The organism is Micromonospora sp. NPDC005553 (assembly GCF_042871765.1).
Lineage (GTDB): Bacteria > Actinomycetota > Actinomycetes > Mycobacteriales > Micromonosporaceae > Micromonospora.
Genome location: NZ_JBIAJD010000006.1, coordinates 231531 through 248462 on the forward strand (window position 1 = coordinate 231531; position 16932 = coordinate 248462).

Sequence of the window (16932 nt, forward strand, 5' to 3'; positions counted from 1 at the left end):
GCCGCCGTGCAACCTCACCCTTCGCCTGCCGCCGGGCGGACAGCCCAACCTCTATCTGAGTGCCTCATCACCCCGGCCTACGACGGTCACTGGCGAAGATCACGTTGGCGCGGTGGCCAACAGTCGAGCTGCCTTGCCTCAAAATCTGTAGCCAATCGGATGAGGGCGGGTCTCTGCAGTGCGCAGCAGCACATCGAAGACTGGAGCATTCTCCCAGATCGGTCGCAGCTTGGTGACCTTGCTCCAGCCCCAAGAGCGGTATGCCGTTTGAGCAGCAACATTGTCGGGGTAGACCAAGAGCGTGGCTCGCGGCTCAGCCCGGCCCGCGACCAACTCGTCATGCAGCGCCGCCGCGATGCCCTGACGTCGCCAGGCGGGGTGTACCAGCAGCTCGCTGAGCGCGAAGGTGCGTTTGCCGTCCTCCTCCGTGAACCCTGGCGGCACGGGCTCGTGGATCCCATCCCACCATCGCGTCTGTCGGGGGAGTGGAAAGCCGTAGATGTAGCCGACCGAGGCTCCGTTGACGGTTGCGGTGACCAAATCCCACCCAACTCGCTGCATGTGTAGCTCGAGCTGGCGCCGGTAGCGGTCCTCGCTGTAGAACTCGCCGCCACCCGCGTAGACCTCCAGGTAGAGGTCCACGAGCTGATCGAGGATCGCCTTGGCCTCGTCAGCGCTGTAATGGCGAAGCTGCAAACCCTCGATCACAAGCTCACCGCCTGGTCGTAGGCGTCGACGAACTGACGGGTTGTCGTGGTCGCTTGCCGGGGCGCGGCCAAGCTTCCGCGCACCTGCGCGAGATGCTGACTTACCCGCTTCGAGTTGATCTGGCGCACGGCAGGCAGGACGTCCAGAGCGATACGTGCCGCCTCGTTGATGTCGCCCTGCTGGTACAGGGCCTCGGAGAGCCGCACGGTGTAGTAGACCTGGTTGCGTCGATGACCAGGCGAGGGGTTGGCAGTGATCGAGCGCAATGACTGAACAGCGCGCTCAGATCTGCCAAGGGCAAGGTAGGAGAGCCCTTCGATCCCGTTCAGCTCCTGGGCATTCACGAAGTGCACGAAACTCTGGTCATCCTCGTGAGGGCCGCGGTCCAACTCACGGCGGGCCTTGGTGATCTCGCGACTGAATCCGCTGGCATCTCCGAGGACGGCGTAGGCAGGTGCCCTGCGTAGGTGCAGCAACGTGGTGAGTCGAGGTGTGGCCCACCCGGCGGAGATCCGTAGGGCTGCTTCGGCGCAGTGCAGCGACTCGCCAGGCTGACTCTCGCGGATCAGCAGGGACAGGTGCGTGAGGGCGCGAACTTCCGCCTGTAGGTCGTCGGCGATTCGGGCACGGGTGATCGCCTCATGCAGGTACGGCCGCGCCTCAGACCGGCGATCTGCGTCGATGGCGAGCCAGGCGGCCTCGATGGACAGATCGGCCAGGGCGCTTTGAAGCGCGTCACCGACCTCACGGCTGTAGCTTGCCCGCGCTGCCCAGGCTGACAGCCTGCTGTGCGCTTGCATGGCGACGTCGCAGAGCAGGTCGGCCCCGACGGCCGCATCAACCCGTCGGAGATCGTCGACCAGGGAACTGGCGAGCCGTACCTGCTCCATGCCGATGCTTCCCGGCACCTCCGCAGACGGTCCGGGGAGCAGGTATGTGTGACCGCCTGCGGCGAGTCCCGCGAGTGCGGCCAGGACGTTGAAGCGTCGGCGGTCCGTAACGCCACCCCCTTGGCTCGATGCCTGCTCCACGTTAACCGCCACGGCTGCCGGATCGCCTTGCTCGACCACCTGATCCTCGCCATATGCACCACTTGTTTCGCCACCCATAGGGCTTTCATCGGCCCAGCGGTGCTGGCCAGGAAGGCGGAACCAGAGGCAGGAAGCGGGTATCCCGAGAAGCTGCGCCCAGTGCGCCAGGCGGTCCAGGTGCACCAGCGGCGGGCCGTTCTCCACCCGACTCAACTGCGCCTGCGTGATCCCCAACCACCCCGCCACCACGGACTGCGGCAGGGCAACCCGCCCGTGATACGGATGGCACCGGTACGCCCGGATCACCCGCCCCAGATGCCGCTCGGCCAGCGCGAGTCGCACCGGCTCGTGCTCCCAGAAGCTCGCCGGCACCTTCGGTGGGGCGCTCAACCGGTCACGCTCGGCGGCCTGGCACGGCGTACACCGTCCGCTGTCGTTGTCCCGGGCCAGCCGTCCGCCGCACCGAGGGCAGTTCGCGTGGGTCACCGGCGGCTCCGTCCATCTCGCCTCATCGAGCCTGTCCATTGAACACGCTGCGTGGAGCACTGGTATACGCGCGACGCATATCGTCAAAGGACCGCGAAATAAGCAGCGACCGTTCAGGACGGGCGCGCCGTCCGCAGCGCCTCGATGACCACGCCCCAACGCCCCGGCCCGTTCATCGAGTCCAGCGGCTTTCCGTCGGCCACGACCACGCCGGCAGCACGCAGCACCTCCAGGTGGCCCGCATAGGCGGGATGCGCAGCCAATTCCGCCTTGGTGTGCGGGAACGCGATGATCGGCAGCCCAGCCCCCAGCGACTCGTTGAGGACGCCGAGCGCCAGCGTGTCGTTGATGCCCAGCGCCCACTTCGTCACCGTGTTGAACGTGACCGGGGCGGCCACCACCACATCGGCGGGTGGGTGCGGCTCGGGGTCGCCGGGCATCCGCCACTCCACGCGTACCAGATAGCCGGTCTTGTCGTGTAACGCTGCCCGGTCGAGCCACGGCGCGGCGGTGGGGCTGACGATCATGCAGACCCGCCACCCGTCGGCGATCAGGAGGTCGACCAGCTCGTCGATGTGTTCCGCCGGTCCCGCGGCGCAGACGACCAGATACAGCACCGGGCGTTCCGTCATGCCCGCAGTCTGCCCGATGCGATCGTCGCGGCGTGGAGCGCATACCGATCGTGTATGCCGCCAACGATCACCGCGACATGCCGTTGTGCCTGTTCAGCCGCGACAGTCGACGCATGGCCCGGGGCGGGTGTTCGGCCTCGGAGTTGCGCCGGCCCTCAACGGCGCAGCGCCTCCCGCCCCGGTGCCAGCCAACGAGTCGACTTGGAGCCGGGATGCCCACCGTGAACGACGACCACCCGGCTCGCGTGGGCCTGGCCGCCGCCTGGGAGTCGATCGACGTGCGGGCCGCGGCTGACTTCTGGTGCACTGTCGAGGACCGCCGGGCGGGGCTGCTCCCGCAGCGCGACGCGCCGCTGTTCTTCACCGCGCTGGGCCGCCTCCTGGTCGACGGCGACCCGGCGAGTCGGGCGGCGCTGCTGCGGGTGCTCGGCCGCGCGTACCGTCACTTCGACCTGCTCCCGCACGCCACCACCATCGGCGACGCGTTGCTCGCCACCGTCGCCCGCCACGCGCGACCACTGTGGACGCCGCAGCTCACCGTCACCGCCGAGCGCGCCCTGCACCGCGCCGCGCACGCCATCCGCCGCGCCGCCGCCGAGGCCGGCGACGGCCGGGCCTGGTGGCACGTCGAGGTCATCGGCCATGACCGGCCGTCGCCCGACATCGCCATCCTGACGGTACGTCCCTGGCGGCGACTGCCCTTCCAGCCAGGTCAGGCCGTGCCGGTCTGCACACCGCACCTGCCGGGTCACTGGCGCTGGCTCTCGCCGGCCAACGCCCCACGCGCGGACGGCACCGTCGAGCTGCACGTCCGCGCCGTACCCGCCGGCACCGTCTCCCACCGCCTGGTCCATCGGGTACGCCCCGGCGAGCTGCTCTGGCTCGGCCCACCCGTCGACACCGGCCTGAGCCTCGACCAGGCGAGCACGAACGATCTGCTGCTCGTCGCCGGTGGCACCGGCCTGGCGCCGCTGCGCGCCCTGGTCGAACAGGTCGCCGCCGGACCGGACGGCCGGCGGGTGACGCTGATTGTCGGCGCGCGCACCTTCACCGACCTGTACGACCCGATCGCCCTCGACAAGTTGCAGTGCGCCCACGACTGGCTGACCGTCGTGCCGGCCCTCTCCGGCGACCCCTGCGCCAACCCGGCCGAGCGGGGCGACGCCCTGACCATCGCCCTCGACCATCACCAGCCGGATCAGGACATCTATCTCTGCGGCCCACCCGCGATGCTGGCCGACGCGCGATCACGGCTGCGCGCCCTCGGCATCCCCGCCGCGCGCATCCACCTGCCCAGGGGCTTCACCTGCTGATGGTGTGCCTACCGGCTGAACTCTGATCGGCCCTCGTACGCCCGTCGATCACCAGTTGGCACTGAGCTGCGTGACGGCCTGGCGGAAGCGCCGCGGCGGCAGGACGGCCCGGAGCTTGTCGGCAGCGTCAGCGAAGTCCGAGATCGTGGTGACGCAGCCGTGGCCGAGGTGGGCGAGCCGGATGACGCCGAACCTCTCCACCACGAGTGCCTGGGACAGCGGGACGGTGTGCACGTTCCCGTCGCCATCCACTGTCGAAATCGCGTCGATGCCGAGGACCAGCTTGGCCTTGTTGTGGATCCGCTTGGAGAGCGGCGGCCTGACAACCTCACCTGCCGGCACGAAACGGGTGGTCCGGCAGGAGTCCTCGGTGGCGCGAGGAAGGTTGGGTTTCGACCCGTACGGTACGACGATCATGGCGCTTGAGAGCCAGCCCGACACGATGTCCCGCGTCGCGTGCGGAGTAAGCCCAGTCAGCTCATCGAGTGATTCCGAGCCGTAGATCTCAGCCGTGCCGAGCAGCTCCTGGTGGGTCAAGGGTTGAAGGTCGCTGATCGACTGCATCCATTCGATGTCGCCCTCCATGGCCATGCGTCCCGTTGGCACCCGGTCAGCGAGCTCCTCTCGATCAATCCCATCGGCGGCAAGCCGTTGCAGCTCGGCCCAGAGCAGCTCCGCCGCGACGGTGGCGTCGAACTTCTTGGCTTTCTTGCCGAAGTCTGGCGTGACCCTCAACCCGAGCTCGTGCCGCGTACTGTCGACGACCTCGCACATGAATTCCGCACCAATGGCCACCCCGGCCTCGTCTACCGCCTCAGCGACTCGCGACCGCAGTGCCCACATCAGATCGACCGCTTCCGCGCTGGGTTCGACACCGACCATCAGCGCGACACCACGGACCTCGTCGGCGTACCAGATCGGTCCCATCTGGTTGTTGACGAGTGGCGTGCTGCGGGTGACTCGCGGGCCGGCGGGCAGCGGGAGTCGCATCGCCTGAGGCGGTTCGCCCGTCACTGTGAGAACCGCGTTTCCGCTGGTGAAGAACCTCTCGACGTACCGTCGGATCTCGTCCGCCGTGAAGAGCCGGTAGTCCACTGCGGGCCAGCGCGACAGGCCGTGTCCGTTCGGCCCGAAACGCCGCGACAGCAGCGCTCCCCACGGGTCGCGTAGCCCTTCTTCGATGTTCGACATGTACCGGCTGTCCGCATCGAGGCCCTCGACCGCGTCGGACAGATCCTCCGGCGGAAGATTGCTGATAGCCGAGCAGATGGTGGCGAAATGCCTCACGACCTGATCAGGTGGGCCGCCTGCGAGGAATGACGTGTCGTTCATCCATATGTTGTCCTGGTGGTTCTCCGCGACGTGGTCCTCGGTCCAGTCCACCAGGTGCTGGACGAGATGGGTCAGGCCGATGGAGTCGATCTCTTCGTCGCGGGCGCCGCACCCGAAGGTCAACGACGCGGCCAGGGTGCCAGGCACATTGCGTTGGATGACAGTAACTCCGTCTATCTCCTCACGCCGCATGAGCGGATCGTAAGGTGACCGGTCAAGCCACTGGCTGAGGCGTTCGACCGTCCGAGCAGGCGGTGCCGTTGGGTCAACTGTTGGTGTCGCCGAACTCGCGTACCCCGTCGACGTCCAGCGTGATCCGCCCGTTCTCGGTCCACTGGCCGGTAGCGGCGAGCCAGCTCGGGTCGTCGCGCTCGTCGATGGTGCTCCAACTGTGCCGGTGGTGCCGTAGCTGGATCGGCCCGGTCGACTGACCCGGCGCGAGCGTGCCGTCGGTGAAGGTCAGCTCCACCCAGCCGGGGACCGGCGTGCCCGGCGGGGGATAAGGCGGCGCCGGCGTCGACAACACGGACGGCCCACCCGGGGGTACGAAGAACTGCACGGTCTGCCGGACCCGGTCACAACCCAGCGCCGCCCAGTCGCAGTTCGGCACCAGCGAGGTGTTGCCGCCCTCGAAACGCAGGTGGTAGCGGAGCTGCACGGTGCTCAGGTCGAGCGGCCCGGTGCCGGTGTTGGTGACCTTCAAGAGGTGCTGGATCTGGTTGTTCGTCGGTGACCAGTCGAGGTTGAGGTAGCTGACCGTCGCGCGTCCGCTGGCAGTGCGCACAGTGGTGGCGGGTGAGGTGTCCGAGTAGCCGCCGAGCGCGCGGGCGGCAATCGCGATCCGGTACGTCGTGCCGGGTGCCAGGTCGGTCAGCGTGATCGTGGTGTCCGTGGTGGAGCCGAGGAAACGGTACGTGTTCGGCCCCAGCGGCACCTGCACCTCGTAGTTGATCGGCTGCTCCGCACCGGGCTCGACCCAGGCGGAGGGCGTCCAGGTGAGCGTGAGCTGATGTGGTTCGTTGGCGACCACGGTCGGGGTGCCCGGGGTGCTGATCGCTGGGCCGTCGGCACGGGCGGCGTTGACGGCGAGCAGGCTCGCCAGCGCGGCGAGGGCGATGGTGGCGGTGACGCGGCGAGCAGGCATAGCGAATGGTAGGCACAGGCATCGACAGCCATGTATCGTCCGTCGGTCCAGCGGCGCCAGACGATAAGTCCAGTCCGTTACGCGACGTAGTCGGTTTGGAGATAATGCGGCCGGTGCGGTGCTCGCCCCGCCTCACGGATTCCAGTAGACGAGGACGCGGGCCTGGTCGAAGCGTCGCTCCTTCAGATCGGCACGCTGGATCACCCAGTGGATGCTGGCGCCGCCTGGTCTGCCGCCGTGGAACTCGGCCAACACCACCCAGTCGCCATGGTCGGCTGGCCCGCCAACCCCTCGCACCGACCCGTCCTGGCCGGACCGGCCCGAGGGGTTGGCGCCCAACCACGCGGGGTTGAAACCGTTGCAGTCAGTGCCGTAGCCGCCCAACAGCAGCGGCGTCGTCCAGCCTCCATAGGAGAAGGCCCCGTCCGGCACCTTGGCCAGGACTTCCTTCCACACATCGGTCAGCTCTTCGAACGGGGGATCTCCCGGCAGCGGCGGAGACCACGGGGGCCCCGGGATCGTCTTGACGTAGGGCAGAGAGATGTCGACCGTGAGGTGTAGATCGCCCTGGGGGATTTCGTAATAGACCTCGGCGAACTCGTCGTCGTCCGGAGGGAAGTCAGGCGGATATTGCTCTCGCTCCTCGACCGCCACGCCTGCCGGCACGTACCTGACCTCGCCCCAGCCGCTTTCTTCGGGCCAGCCGAACAGCAGCAGTTGGCCGTCGGACGGCAGTGGAAGGTCGGTCACGTCTGCCGGAAGAGCAGCGCAGTCGATGGTGGCAATCAAGGGGAACTCGGGGTCCTCGGCGTCGGCCGGAAGCATCACGGGCCCACGGATGGCGCCCACGACCGGCCCGTCACCCCCCTGTGTCAGCAGGGCGGACGGGCGGGCGAGCCCCAACCAGCGCTCCACGTCGGCAGCGGGGATGTCGCGGCGCAGCGCCTCGGCGCGGACCTGATCGAGGATCTTCACGTTTCGGGGAAGCACGGGAGCACCGTAGGTCAACCGTGCGACGTTCTCGACCCCGCCGGATGCTGGCTGCCCGGAAGACAGGCGCCAATGCGGTCGATACCGCGATTTGCCGTCGGCGGGCGGTGTGTGGGAGCGCCCGGCCATAGCGTCCGAACCACGGAGTTCCGCGAGCGCGCGCTCCGAGGGAGGCGACGATGCAGACGACCAAAGGTGTGGAGTTACCGGGCGAGCGAGCGCCGTGCACGGTGCGGGTGGACCGTTGGCGGGCGGGGCTACCACCGGACGCGTGGCCCGAGGGCTTTCCGGCGACCGGCGAGGTCTGGCGGCGTGACGTCTTCGCGGTGGCCGAGGCGTACCGGGCGGGGTCCGCGAGCCCCCGCCAACTGCTGACCGCCGTGCTGGCCTGGGCTTACGGACCCATCGGGTACGGCCCGTGGCGCGCCGCCAGGTCGCTCGACGCCGACCCCGAGGGCAAACGCCTGGCGTACGCGCTGGAAGAGGTGTCCACGCCCGCGCCCGACGAGGAGGCGTTGCGGACGGCGTACCGCCGCTTCCGCGACCCCGCCCACGCTCGTCTGCCCTGGTTGGGGCCGGGCCTGTTCACGAAGGTCCTCTACTTCGTCGGCTACCGGCGCGGGGTGGGCGGCGTGCAGCCCCTGATCCTCGACCGTGTCGTGGCCGGCCAACTCCCCGCCGAGGCGGGCGTCGGCCGGCGCAACGGCTGGTCGTCCGAGGAGTGGTTGGCCTATCTGCGGTGGGCGGCCGGGCAGGCTCGGGTCAGGGGAGTGGAGCCGGACGCGGTGGAAGTGGCGGTCGCGCCCGACCGGTGAGGTGGCTATCGAGCGGCGCGCAGGCGGGTGTCGAGCGCGTCGAGGTCGGGGACGAACCAGACTTGCCCACCCTGGTTCGACTCGTGCACCAGCGCGCGCAACGCGGAGCTCTCCGCGAGCTGCGCCGAGATGTCGCCGACGACGGCCAGCCGCACCCGGTAGTTGACGAACTTCTGCATCACGTCGCCGGCGAAGCGGGTGCCCAGCGAGAAGAAGCGTTCGTCGAGTCGGTTGGCCGGCACGGCGACCACCTGGGCGCCGAGGAACGCCGCCCCGATCAGGTCCAGCGCGTCCTGCTCGGTGGCCACCGGCGGGCCGTCGGGGTCGCAGACCAGCACGGGCACTCCGGCGCGTTCCTGGATCTCGTCAGGCATCGTGGACCTCCCGGTCGAGCAGGCCGTTGTCGGCGTTGAGTACGGCGTCGAGCAGGTGCAGCAACTCGGCGGTGGCGGCAGGGTCGCCCAGGATGATGATCTTCATGCGATGGCGTTGCTCGTCGTACACGGTCTGCACCCGCAGCGGGTTGGCCTGGTCGTGGCCGGTGTTGGCGCTGGTGAGCACGAGCGTGCCGAGCCGGTCGGCGGCGGCCCTGTCGACACCGTCGACCTGGACGATGCTCGACACTTCCGCCTGCCTGGCGACGCCGGGCGCGGCCGGGGCCTGGCCGGTGAGCGCGTCGAGGTCGCCGGCGGCGATCCGGTACTGCTTGCCGATCCGCACCGCGCGCAGCCGGCCCGAGCGGATGTAGCCGCGCACGGTGCGTACGTGCAGGTTGAGCCGGTCGGCGACCTGTTCGACTGAGTACATTTCTTCCTTCATTGCTCCCTATCCTACCCAGAGAGGGAAGCATAGGGAGTGATGGGGTCGACTCGTTACCGCATTAGCCCGCTCGCGCTGTCGGACAGGTCCAGTACCGTCTGGGGACCATGGACGCGCTCGGCGACGCCATCATCGGGCGGGATCACCCCGCAGGTCTGCTGCGCGCCGAGTTGGATCGCGCCACCACCAGCCACGGCGGCCTCGCCCTGGTCACCGGCGAGCCGGGCATCGGCAAGACGACCCTCGTCACGTCGGCGGCCCGGGAGGCCCGCCAGCGGGGCGCGCTGGTGCTCGGTGCCGCCTGCTGGGACTCCGACAGCGCCCCCGGCTACTGGCCGTGGGTGCAGGTGCTGCGTGCCCTGCGGCGCTCCGCCGACGACTGGGCGGTGGCGCGGCAGTCCGCCGAGCCGGCCCTCGCGGCCCTGCTCGGCCAATCCGGTGCCGACGGCGAGCAGGCCGGTCGCCTCGTCGGTTGGGCAGGCGTCGACCCCGGCCCGGACGCCGCCGACCAGGAGGCGTTCGCGCTGTACGACGCGGTGACCGCCGCCCTGGTCGCCGTCTCCCAGCACCGGCCGGTGGTGGTCGTCCTCGACGACCTGCACTGGGCCGACCCGGCCTCACTGCGGTTGCTGAGCTTCGCCGCCCAGCACACCTGGTTCGAGCGACTCCTGCTGATCGGCACCTACCGCGACGCCGAGGTCGAGTCGGGCGAGCACCCCCTGCGCCCGCTGCTGATGCCGCTGGTCGCGAAGGCCACCACGATCACCCTCACCGGTTTCACCCGCGACGAGGTGGCCGCACTGATGACCCGGACCGCCGGCCGGGAGCCGGAGGCCAGCCTTGTCGACGAGGTGCACCGGCGTACCGGGGGCAACCCGTTCTTCGTCGAACAGACCGCGCGGCTGTGGCACGCCGACGACGCGGTCGGCACCATCGCACCCGGCGTACGCGAGGCGGTGCGCCGCCGCCTCGCCCAACTGCCCGCCACCGTGGTGGAGGCGCTGACCGTCGCCGCCGTACTGGGTCGCGAGTTCCACCGTCAGGTCCTCGCGGCCTGCGCGGCCGCTCCCGCGGCGCAGGTCGACCGGCTGCTCGACCGGGCGGTGACCGCCCGACTGGTGGTCGCCCGGGGCGGTGGCCGCTTCGCCTTCGCCCACGACCTGGTCCGCGAAACCCTCTACGACGGGCTGACCGACGACGACCGGCGGGCGCGGCACGGCGGGGTCGTCCGGGCGGTCGACGACCTGCGGGAGCTGACCGACCGCCTGATCCCCGCCGACCTCGCCCGCCACGCCTACCTCGCCGGCCCCGCGCTCGACCGGGCCCGGGTGGCCACGCTGCTGCTCGCCGCCGGCCGGGCCGCGTTCGCCCGGCTGGCGGGAGACGAGGCGGCGCTGCACTTCCGCCGAGCCCTCGAGGTGGTCGAAGACCCGGCACAACGGGTGCGGATCCTCGTCGAGTTCGCCGAGTCGCACTACCACCACGCCGACCGGGAAGAGGTCACGAGGCTGCTGGCCGAGGCCGCCAAGCTGGCCCGGTCACTCGACGACCCGGTGCTGCTGGCCCGGGTCGCGCTCATCGTCAACCGCGCCCGCCAGGTGGACGCCGCCCAGTCGACCGAAGCGGCGGAGCTGGTGCGCGAGGCGTACCGCCGGTTGATCAGCGAACCGGACGCCACCGCGCCAGTCGGCGCCCTGGTCGCCGATCTGATCACCGCCAGCGAGACGATCGCCCGTCGGGGGCAGGACGACGAGGCGCTCACCTTCAGCCTCTGGGCCCGCCACGACACGACCTGGGGGCTCGGCACCGCCGCGACCCGAGCCGCGCTCACCGCCGAGATCCGGGCCGTCGCCCGGCGGACCGGCGACCGGGAAACCGAGCTGTGGGCCACCTCGCTGCGCTGGGTGGCGCTGCTGGAGCTGGGCGACCCGCGCTTCGTCGAGGAGCTCGTCACCTTCGTCGACGCCGAACGGGAGGGCGACTTCGCCCGGCACCGGATGGCGGCGGCCGTCGACAGCGGGATCATCGCGGCGTTCCGGGGCGACTTCGCCACGGCCGACGAGCGGTTCGCCTTCCTCACCGACCAGGCCGACGCGAGCTACGCCGAGTTCGGTTTCATGGGGCATCACCTGCGCTGGTCCCGGCTACTGCTCCAGGGCCGGGTCACCGAGGCCGCCGCGCTGGTGGAGGGGCTCGCCCCGACGGACTACCCGTACCGGGAGCTGCTGCGAGCGATCACCGCTGCGGAGCGCGGCGACGGCGAGACGGCGCTCCGGTTGACCGTCGGCATCGAGGCCACCGCAACCCGGTACCCGCGCCCGGTGTCACCGCTCTGGCTCCGACTCCGCGCTCAGGCCGCCGCCGCGTCCGCCGACCCGAAGCGCTGCGATGCCGCGCGGGCCGCGCTCACCCCACACCGTGGAGAGTGGATGGTGGGGCTCTTCGGCTGCGACATCAGCGGCCCCGTCGACCACTGGGTGGCGCTGATCGACGCCGCCCAGGAACGCTGGGACGACGCCATCGCCGGATTCACCGCCGCCCGGGACTCCGCCGACCGGATGGGCTCCCGAACCTGGTCGCTGCTCGCCCGCACCGGCCTCGCGAACGCCCTCGCCGGCCGAGGTCACCCCGGCGACTCGACCACGTCGACAGCGTTGCGTGCCGCCGCCGTCCAGGAGGCGACCGCCCTCGGCATGACGCAGGTGCTCCACCGGCTCGCCGCCCCGACAGCCCGCGACATCCACCACCCGGACCAGGCCGTCTCGTTGGGTCAGGTTGCTGGTTGGGGCCAGGCCGTCGGGTCGGGCCAGGTTGTCGCGCCCGGTCGTGCCGCGCCGGTCGCGGCTGCGTTCAAGGGGTACGAGTTTCGGCGCGACGGGCGGGTCTGGCAACTCGCGTACGACAGTGTCGTGGCGCACCTGCCCGACGCCAAGGGCCTGCATGACCTGCACCTGCTGCTCAGCCGGCCCGGCAGCGACGTGCCGGCCGTCGAACTGCTCGACCCGGCGGCCGGGCCGGAGCTGGTGGCCGCCCGGCGAATGGGTGCCGATCCGGTCCTCGACGACGAGGCGAAGGCCCGCTACCGGCGGCACCTGGCCCGCCTCGACGAGGAGATCGACCGGGCCGCCGCCCGCGACGACGACCGGAAGGTGTCCAAGCTGGACGCCGAGCGGGGTGCGTTGCTCGACGAGCTGCGTGCCGCGGCGGGCCTCGCCGGCCGGAGCCGCCGCCTGGGCGACGAGGCCGAGCGGGCCCGCAAGACGGTGACGGCGCGAATCCGCGACGCGCTCCGCAAGCTCGACGACCGGCACCCGGCGCTGGCGAGCCACCTGCGGGAAACGGTCTCCACCGGCACGACCTGCCGCTACCAACCCCCCAACCCGCTGCCCTGGCAGCTCTGACCACACCCCAACCCTCCGCGATCTTGCACTTTCGGTCGCCGGTTCAGGTGGATTCGTCACCCTTGTCAGGACAGAAAGTGCAAGATCGCGGGGGTGGGGTGGGGTGGGGGTTAGCGGCGGTTGTACTTGTACATGGTCAGGGTGCCGAAGACCAGGACGAAGCCGGCGCTCCACAGCAGCAGCCACATCGTCGCCGACGGGTCCGGGTCGCCGCTCATCGCTCCCCGGATCGCGGCCACCAGCTGCGTCACCGGGTTGACCTTCACGAACGCCTGGAGCCAGCCGGGCATGGTGCTCGGCTCGACGAAGACGTTGCTCAGGAACGTCAGCGGGAACAGCACCATCATGCTGACCCCCATCACCGACTTCTCGCTGCGCAGGATCAGCCCGAAGAACGTCCACACCCAGGAGAACGCGAACGAGAAGACCACCAGCAGCCCGATCCCGGTAACAGCCCCGACCACCCCGCCCTCGGGGCGGAACCCGAGCACCAGCCCAAGACTCAGGATCACCACGGCGGCGAGGATGTAGCGCAGCACGTCGCCGAAGATCATGCCGACCAGGGCGGCCGGACGCCAGATGGGCAGCGTCCGGAACCTGTCGAAGATGCCCTTCTCGATGTCGGTGTTGAGGCCGACGCCGGTGTACATCGTGATCATGACGACGCTGGTCACCATGATGCCGGGCAGGAAGAACTGCAGGTAGTCACGCGGGCTGCCGGCGAGGGCGCCACCGAACAGGTACGTGAACATCAGCACCATGATGATCGGGAACGCGGTCACGTCGAAGAGCTGCTCCGGCACGTGCTTGATCTTCAGCATGGCCCGCCAACCGAAGGTGAGCGACGCGCTCAGCGCGCTCGGCCGGGGCGGTCGGGAACCGGGCGCGAGCACAGTGGCCAGCGCCTCGGCGGACGGAACGTAGACGGTCGGCGCCCGTTCGGTGGTGGTGGTCGTGGTGTCGCTCATCGGGCTGCCTCCAGCTCGTCGTCGCGCTCGTCGGTCGGCACGGCGGGATGGTCGGTCAGGGCCAGGAAGACCTCGTCCAGGCTCGGCTGGCCGAGGGAGAAGTTGTCGACCACGATGCCGGCGCGGGCCAGGTCGCCGAGTACGCGAGCGGCCTGGGAGCTGGCGTCGAGGTCGGTGCCGGCCTCGCCGACGCGGGCGGTCAACGCCACCGGGTCGGCGGCGAGCTGCACCGGCACGTCGAGCGCCTCCCGGAGCACCCGCTCCGCCTCGGGGCGCTGAGCGGGGTCGCGCAGTCGCAGGTGGACGGTGCCGGAGCCGATCGACGACTTCAGCTCACCCGGGGTGCCCTCCGCGATCACCCGGCCGTTGTCGACGACAGCGATCCGCCCGGCGAGCTGGTCGGCCTCGTCGAGGTACTGGGTGGTCAGCAGCACCGTCGTGCCGTGCGACACCACCGCCCTGATGATCTCCCACACCTGGTTGCGGCTGCGCGGGTCGAGGCCGGTCGTCGGCTCGTCGAGGAAGAGCAGATCCGGGGTGTTCAGGATGCTGGCGGCGATGTCGATGCGTCGCCGCATCCCGCCCGAGTACTTCTTCACCTGGCGGTCGCTCGCATCGGTCAGCCCGAACGCGGCCAGCAGGGCCGCGGCGCGATCCCGAGCGGCCGGCTTGCGCAGGCCGAGCAGGCGAGCCAGGAGCACCAGGTTCTCCGTACCGGTCAGGTCTTCGTCGACGGAGGCGTACTGGCCGGTGAGGCTGACCCGGGAACGGACCTTGTCGGCCTCGGTGACCACGTCGTGCCCGAAGACCCGGGCTGAGCCGCCGTCGGGTCGCAGCAGGGTGGCGAGCACCCGGACCGCCGTGGTCTTGCCCGCGCCGTTCGGGCCGAGCAGGCCGTAGACGGTGCCGGCGGGCACCTGGAGGTCGATGCCGGCCAGCGCCCGGGTGTCCCCGAACGAGCGGGTCAGCCCCTCTGCCTCGATGGCCAGGCCGGTGGTGCGTCTACTCATGATCTTTACCTTTCGTGTCGGACGTGTTCAGGAGACGTAGGGTCGAGCCGCCCGGCCGTCGCGCAGTGCCAGGCCCCACCAGCGCAGCTGGTCGAGCAGGACGCCGACATCGCGTCGCAGCTCGTCGGTGCACTGGGCGGTCGGCTCGCCGGCCAGCAGGTCGATCCCGACGACGTCGCGCACCGTCATCGCGTGCAGTGCGGTGAAGACGGTACGTAACTGGTCGACCGCGTGCAGGCCGGTGGACCGACAGCCGTACGACACGAAGCCGACCGCTTTGGCCTGCCACTCGTCGTACGCGTAGTCGATGGCTTGTTTCAAGGGTGCCGGGAAGCTGTGGTTGTACTCGGGGGTGACCACGACGAACGCGTCCGCCCGGCCCACCTCGCTGACGAACGCCCGGATGGACGCGGTCGGCTCGGCGGGGTAGGTGGCCGGGAAGTCGTACTCGGTCAGGTCAACGACCGTCACCGCCAGGTCGTCGTGCCGCGCGGCCTGCTCGACGAACCAGTGCGCCAGCCGGTCGCCGACCCGCCCCTCCCGGGTGCTGCCGACGATCACGGCGATCCGCAACGGTGCCATGGCCCACCCCCCTTCCACTGTGAAGGCGCGAGGTGACGACAGGCGCCCGCTAGATCCGATCTAGCGGGCGCGGTTCGGGGGCGAAATGTCGGTGGGATCGGCTTGACTGGGGGTCGACGAACGGGGGAGCGCAATGGCACAGGTACGCATCGAGCCGTGGCACGAGGACGACCTCGACCTGCTGCGGCAGCTCAACTCACCGGATACCCGCAAGCACACCGGTGGCCCGGAGACCGACGAGCAGGTGCTCGCCCGGCACGACAGGTACGTGCACTTCTCGGGCACCGGGCAGGGCTGCATGTTCACGCTGGTGCTGGCGGACGGGGTGCGGGCGGGCAGCGTCGGATACTGGGCCCGCGAGTGGCGCGACCAGCCGGTGTACGAGCTGGGCTGGGCGGTGCTGCCCGCGTACCGGGGGCAGGGGCTGGCCACTGCGGCGGTGCGCGCGGTGCTGGACGTGGCCCGCGCCCGACGGGACCGGCACTACGCCCACGCCTACCCCTCGGTCGACAATCCCGCCTCGAACGCGGTGTGCCGCAAGGCCGGCTTCACGCTGCTCGGCGAGACGGGTTTCGAATACCCGCCGGGGCAGATGATGCGGGCCAACGACTGGCAGCTCGACCTGACCGCCCCACCGACAGCGAGCTGAGGTCGGCGGGGCGGCCGGCGACTGTCACCAGGTGGTGTCGAGGCGGTGCCGTTGCTCGGCGGTCAGCTCCAGGTCGACCGCTGCCAGGCTCTCCTCCAGTTGCGCCACCGACGAGGCACCCACCAGCGGGATGGACGGCAGCTCGCCGCCCAGCAACCAGGCGAGCACCACCTGGTTGACAGTGGCGCCGCTCTGCCCCGCCACCTCCCGCAGCGCGGCCAGCCGCCGGGGCGCGCTCGGCAGGTCGTACGCCGAGCTGAGCGGCTTGTCCGCCCGGGTGAACGCCCCCTTGAGCAGCGGTGAGTACGCCACCAGGGTCAGCTCCGGCTCGGCGCGCAGATAGCTGAGCAGGTCTCCGCTGACACCGCCCGGCTCGCCGTCCGGGTCCAGTTCGCTGATCAGGTCGGTGCGGTTGGGCAGGTAGCTCCGGTGGTACTGGAGCACCTCGTAGCCTGGCAGGCCGGCGGCGGCGGCCAACGCACGAGCCCGCTCCACCCGCCAGGCCCGGTGGTTGCTGGCGCCCAGCAGACCCACTGTGCCCTCGGTGACCAGCTCGGCGAAGCCCTCCACGGTCTCCTGGAGCGGCACGTTCCGGTCTTCGATGTGCGCGTAGAGCAGGTCCAGTCGTTCCACCCCGAGCCGGTCCCGGCTGCGCTCCGCAGACTCGCGGATCACCTTGGCGGAGAGGCCCTCGGCGTTGTCCAGGTAGCTGGTCCCCGGGGCGAGCGGTCGGGCGCCCAGCTTCGTGGCGATGACGATCTCGGGGCCGACGCCCCGGCTGCGCCGCCACCGGCCGAGCAGTTCCTCACTCTGCCCGCCCTGCCCGCCGTCCACCCAGAACGCGTAGTTGTCGGACGTGTCGATGAACGTGCCGCCGGCCTCGACGTACCGGTCGAGGATCGCGTACGAGGTGGCCTCGTCGGTGGCGCTGCCGAAGAGCATCGCGCCGAGGCTGAGCACGCTGACCTCGCGCCGGGTCGCCGGGTCGGCGCCGATCGTGCGGTACCGCATGGGGATCTCCTCTCGGGCGCCCTTCCGGTGGGCGCACCGAT

Annotated in this window: 16 protein-coding genes; 4 read left to right on the forward strand and 12 right to left on the reverse strand. The window is 70.4% G+C overall.

Going from position 1 to position 16932, the window contains the following annotated elements:
- Nucleotides 1–138: 138 nt before the first annotated feature.
- The 3 genes from ACFYPG_RS24935 to ACFYPG_RS24945 all read right to left on the reverse strand — a co-directional run bounded on the left by ACFYPG_RS24935 (nt 139) and on the right by ACFYPG_RS24945 (nt 2857).
- Nucleotides 139–708, reverse strand: coding sequence for a GNAT family N-acetyltransferase (locus tag ACFYPG_RS24935; RefSeq protein WP_387354052.1), 570 nt, complete (start codon nt 706–708; stop codon nt 139–141).
- Nucleotides 705–2129 carry a helix-turn-helix domain-containing protein gene (locus tag ACFYPG_RS24940; protein WP_387354053.1) on the reverse strand — a complete coding sequence of 475 codons (1425 nt, stop codon included), beginning with the start codon at nt 2127–2129 and terminating at the stop codon, nt 705–707. Before ACFYPG_RS24940 ends, ACFYPG_RS24935 begins: the two co-directional genes overlap by 4 nt.
- A gap of 209 nt (nt 2130–2338) precedes the next feature.
- On the reverse strand, nt 2339–2857 hold the full coding sequence (locus ACFYPG_RS24945; protein WP_355005503.1) for a flavoprotein: 519 nt from the start codon (nt 2855–2857) through the stop codon (nt 2339–2341).
- A 212-nt stretch (nt 2858–3069) separates the two neighbouring features.
- On the opposite strand from ACFYPG_RS24945, the gene ACFYPG_RS24950 reads away from it, so the two are divergent.
- Nucleotides 3070–4170, forward strand: coding sequence for an FAD-binding oxidoreductase (locus tag ACFYPG_RS24950; protein ID WP_387354054.1), 1101 nt, complete (start codon nt 3070–3072; stop codon nt 4168–4170).
- 48 nt (nt 4171–4218) lie between these two features.
- Here ACFYPG_RS24950 and ACFYPG_RS24955 read toward each other — a convergent pair whose 3' ends face one another.
- The 3 genes from ACFYPG_RS24955 to ACFYPG_RS24965 form a co-directional block, all read right to left on the reverse strand.
- The gene (locus ACFYPG_RS24955) at nt 4219–5694 is read right to left on the reverse strand and encodes a hypothetical protein (RefSeq protein WP_387354055.1); all 1476 of its coding nucleotides are present in this window, start codon (nt 5692–5694) and stop codon (nt 4219–4221) included.
- A gap of 73 nt (nt 5695–5767) precedes the next feature.
- Nucleotides 5768–6646 carry a fibronectin type III domain-containing protein gene (locus ACFYPG_RS24960; protein ID WP_387354056.1) on the reverse strand — a complete coding sequence of 293 codons (879 nt, stop codon included), beginning with the start codon at nt 6644–6646 and terminating at the stop codon, nt 5768–5770.
- 132 nt (nt 6647–6778) lie between these two features.
- Nucleotides 6779–7636 (reverse strand): hypothetical protein, encoded by an 858-nt coding sequence (locus ACFYPG_RS24965; RefSeq protein WP_387354057.1) that lies wholly within the window; start codon nt 7634–7636, stop codon nt 6779–6781.
- Nucleotides 7637–7815: 179 nt separating this feature from the next.
- Here ACFYPG_RS24965 and ACFYPG_RS24970 point away from each other — a divergent pair, with 179 nt between their 5' ends.
- Nucleotides 7816–8451, forward strand: coding sequence for a hypothetical protein (locus ACFYPG_RS24970; protein WP_387354058.1), 636 nt, complete (start codon nt 7816–7818; stop codon nt 8449–8451).
- A gap of 5 nt (nt 8452–8456) precedes the next feature.
- On the opposite strand, the gene ACFYPG_RS24975 is transcribed toward ACFYPG_RS24970, so the two are convergent.
- A complete protein-coding gene (locus ACFYPG_RS24975) occupies nt 8457–8825 on the reverse strand; it encodes a DUF4180 domain-containing protein (protein ID WP_387354059.1) in 369 nt (122 codons plus the stop codon).
- A complete protein-coding gene (locus tag ACFYPG_RS24980; protein ID WP_355005496.1) occupies nt 8818–9270 on the reverse strand; it encodes a helix-turn-helix domain-containing protein in 453 nt (150 codons plus the stop codon). Before ACFYPG_RS24980 ends, ACFYPG_RS24975 begins: the two co-directional genes overlap by 8 nt.
- A gap of 107 nt (nt 9271–9377) precedes the next feature.
- On the opposite strand from ACFYPG_RS24980, the gene ACFYPG_RS24985 reads away from it, so the two are divergent.
- Nucleotides 9378–12671 carry an ATP-binding protein gene (locus tag ACFYPG_RS24985; protein ID WP_387354060.1) on the forward strand — a complete coding sequence of 1098 codons (3294 nt, stop codon included), beginning with the start codon at nt 9378–9380 and terminating at the stop codon, nt 12669–12671.
- Between the two features lie 110 nt (nt 12672–12781).
- On the opposite strand, the gene ACFYPG_RS24990 is transcribed toward ACFYPG_RS24985, so the two are convergent.
- The 3 genes from ACFYPG_RS24990 to ACFYPG_RS25000 are packed head-to-tail and all read right to left on the reverse strand — an operon-like array spanning nt 12782 to nt 15231.
- Nucleotides 12782–13639 (reverse strand): ABC transporter permease, encoded by an 858-nt coding sequence (locus tag ACFYPG_RS24990; RefSeq protein WP_387354061.1) that lies wholly within the window; start codon nt 13637–13639, stop codon nt 12782–12784.
- Nucleotides 13636–14649, reverse strand: coding sequence for an ATP-binding cassette domain-containing protein (locus ACFYPG_RS24995; RefSeq protein ID WP_355005493.1), 1014 nt, complete (start codon nt 14647–14649; stop codon nt 13636–13638). The genes ACFYPG_RS24990 and ACFYPG_RS24995 overlap by 4 nt, the downstream gene beginning before the upstream one ends.
- Before the next feature lie 27 nt (nt 14650–14676).
- Nucleotides 14677–15231 carry an NADPH-dependent FMN reductase gene (locus ACFYPG_RS25000; RefSeq protein WP_387354062.1) on the reverse strand — a complete coding sequence of 185 codons (555 nt, stop codon included), beginning with the start codon at nt 15229–15231 and terminating at the stop codon, nt 14677–14679.
- A 133-nt stretch (nt 15232–15364) separates the two neighbouring features.
- Here ACFYPG_RS25000 and ACFYPG_RS25005 point away from each other — a divergent pair, with 133 nt between their 5' ends.
- A complete protein-coding gene (locus tag ACFYPG_RS25005; RefSeq protein ID WP_355005491.1) occupies nt 15365–15880 on the forward strand; it encodes a GNAT family N-acetyltransferase in 516 nt (171 codons plus the stop codon).
- Nucleotides 15881–15904: 24 nt separating this feature from the next.
- Here the strand turns inward: ACFYPG_RS25005 and ACFYPG_RS25010 are convergent, their stop codons facing one another.
- Nucleotides 15905–16891, reverse strand: coding sequence for an aldo/keto reductase (locus tag ACFYPG_RS25010; protein ID WP_387354063.1), 987 nt, complete (start codon nt 16889–16891; stop codon nt 15905–15907).
- Nucleotides 16892–16932: the final 41 nt, after the last annotated feature.

Bases quoted from the DNA above. Each gene is read 5' to 3' on its own strand.
- ACFYPG_RS24945 (WP_355005503.1), bottom strand. From the start codon at position 2,857: ATGACGGAACGCCCGGTGCTGTATCTGGTCGTCTGCGCCGCGGGACCG.
- ACFYPG_RS24950 (WP_387354054.1), top strand. From the start codon at position 3,070: ATGCCCACCGTGAACGACGACCACCCGGCTCGCGTGGGCCTGGCCGCC.
- ACFYPG_RS24955 (WP_387354055.1), bottom strand. From the start codon at position 5,694: ATGCGGCGTGAGGAGATAGACGGAGTTACTGTCATCCAACGCAATGTG.
- ACFYPG_RS24960 (WP_387354056.1), bottom strand. From the start codon at position 6,646: ATGCCTGCTCGCCGCGTCACCGCCACCATCGCCCTCGCCGCGCTGGCG.
- ACFYPG_RS24970 (WP_387354058.1), top strand. From the start codon at position 7,816: ATGCAGACGACCAAAGGTGTGGAGTTACCGGGCGAGCGAGCGCCGTGC.
- ACFYPG_RS24975 (WP_387354059.1), bottom strand. From the start codon at position 8,825: ATGCCTGACGAGATCCAGGAACGCGCCGGAGTGCCCGTGCTGGTCTGC.
- ACFYPG_RS24980 (WP_355005496.1), bottom strand. From the start codon at position 9,270: ATGAAGGAAGAAATGTACTCAGTCGAACAGGTCGCCGACCGGCTCAAC.
- ACFYPG_RS24985 (WP_387354060.1), top strand. From the start codon at position 9,378: ATGGACGCGCTCGGCGACGCCATCATCGGGCGGGATCACCCCGCAGGT.
- ACFYPG_RS24990 (WP_387354061.1), bottom strand. From the start codon at position 13,639: ATGAGCGACACCACGACCACCACCACCGAACGGGCGCCGACCGTCTAC.
- ACFYPG_RS24995 (WP_355005493.1), bottom strand. From the start codon at position 14,649: ATGAGTAGACGCACCACCGGCCTGGCCATCGAGGCAGAGGGGCTGACC.
- ACFYPG_RS25000 (WP_387354062.1), bottom strand. From the start codon at position 15,231: ATGGCACCGTTGCGGATCGCCGTGATCGTCGGCAGCACCCGGGAGGGG.
- ACFYPG_RS25005 (WP_355005491.1), top strand. From the start codon at position 15,365: ATGGCACAGGTACGCATCGAGCCGTGGCACGAGGACGACCTCGACCTG.
- ACFYPG_RS25010 (WP_387354063.1), bottom strand. From the start codon at position 16,891: ATGCGGTACCGCACGATCGGCGCCGACCCGGCGACCCGGCGCGAGGTC.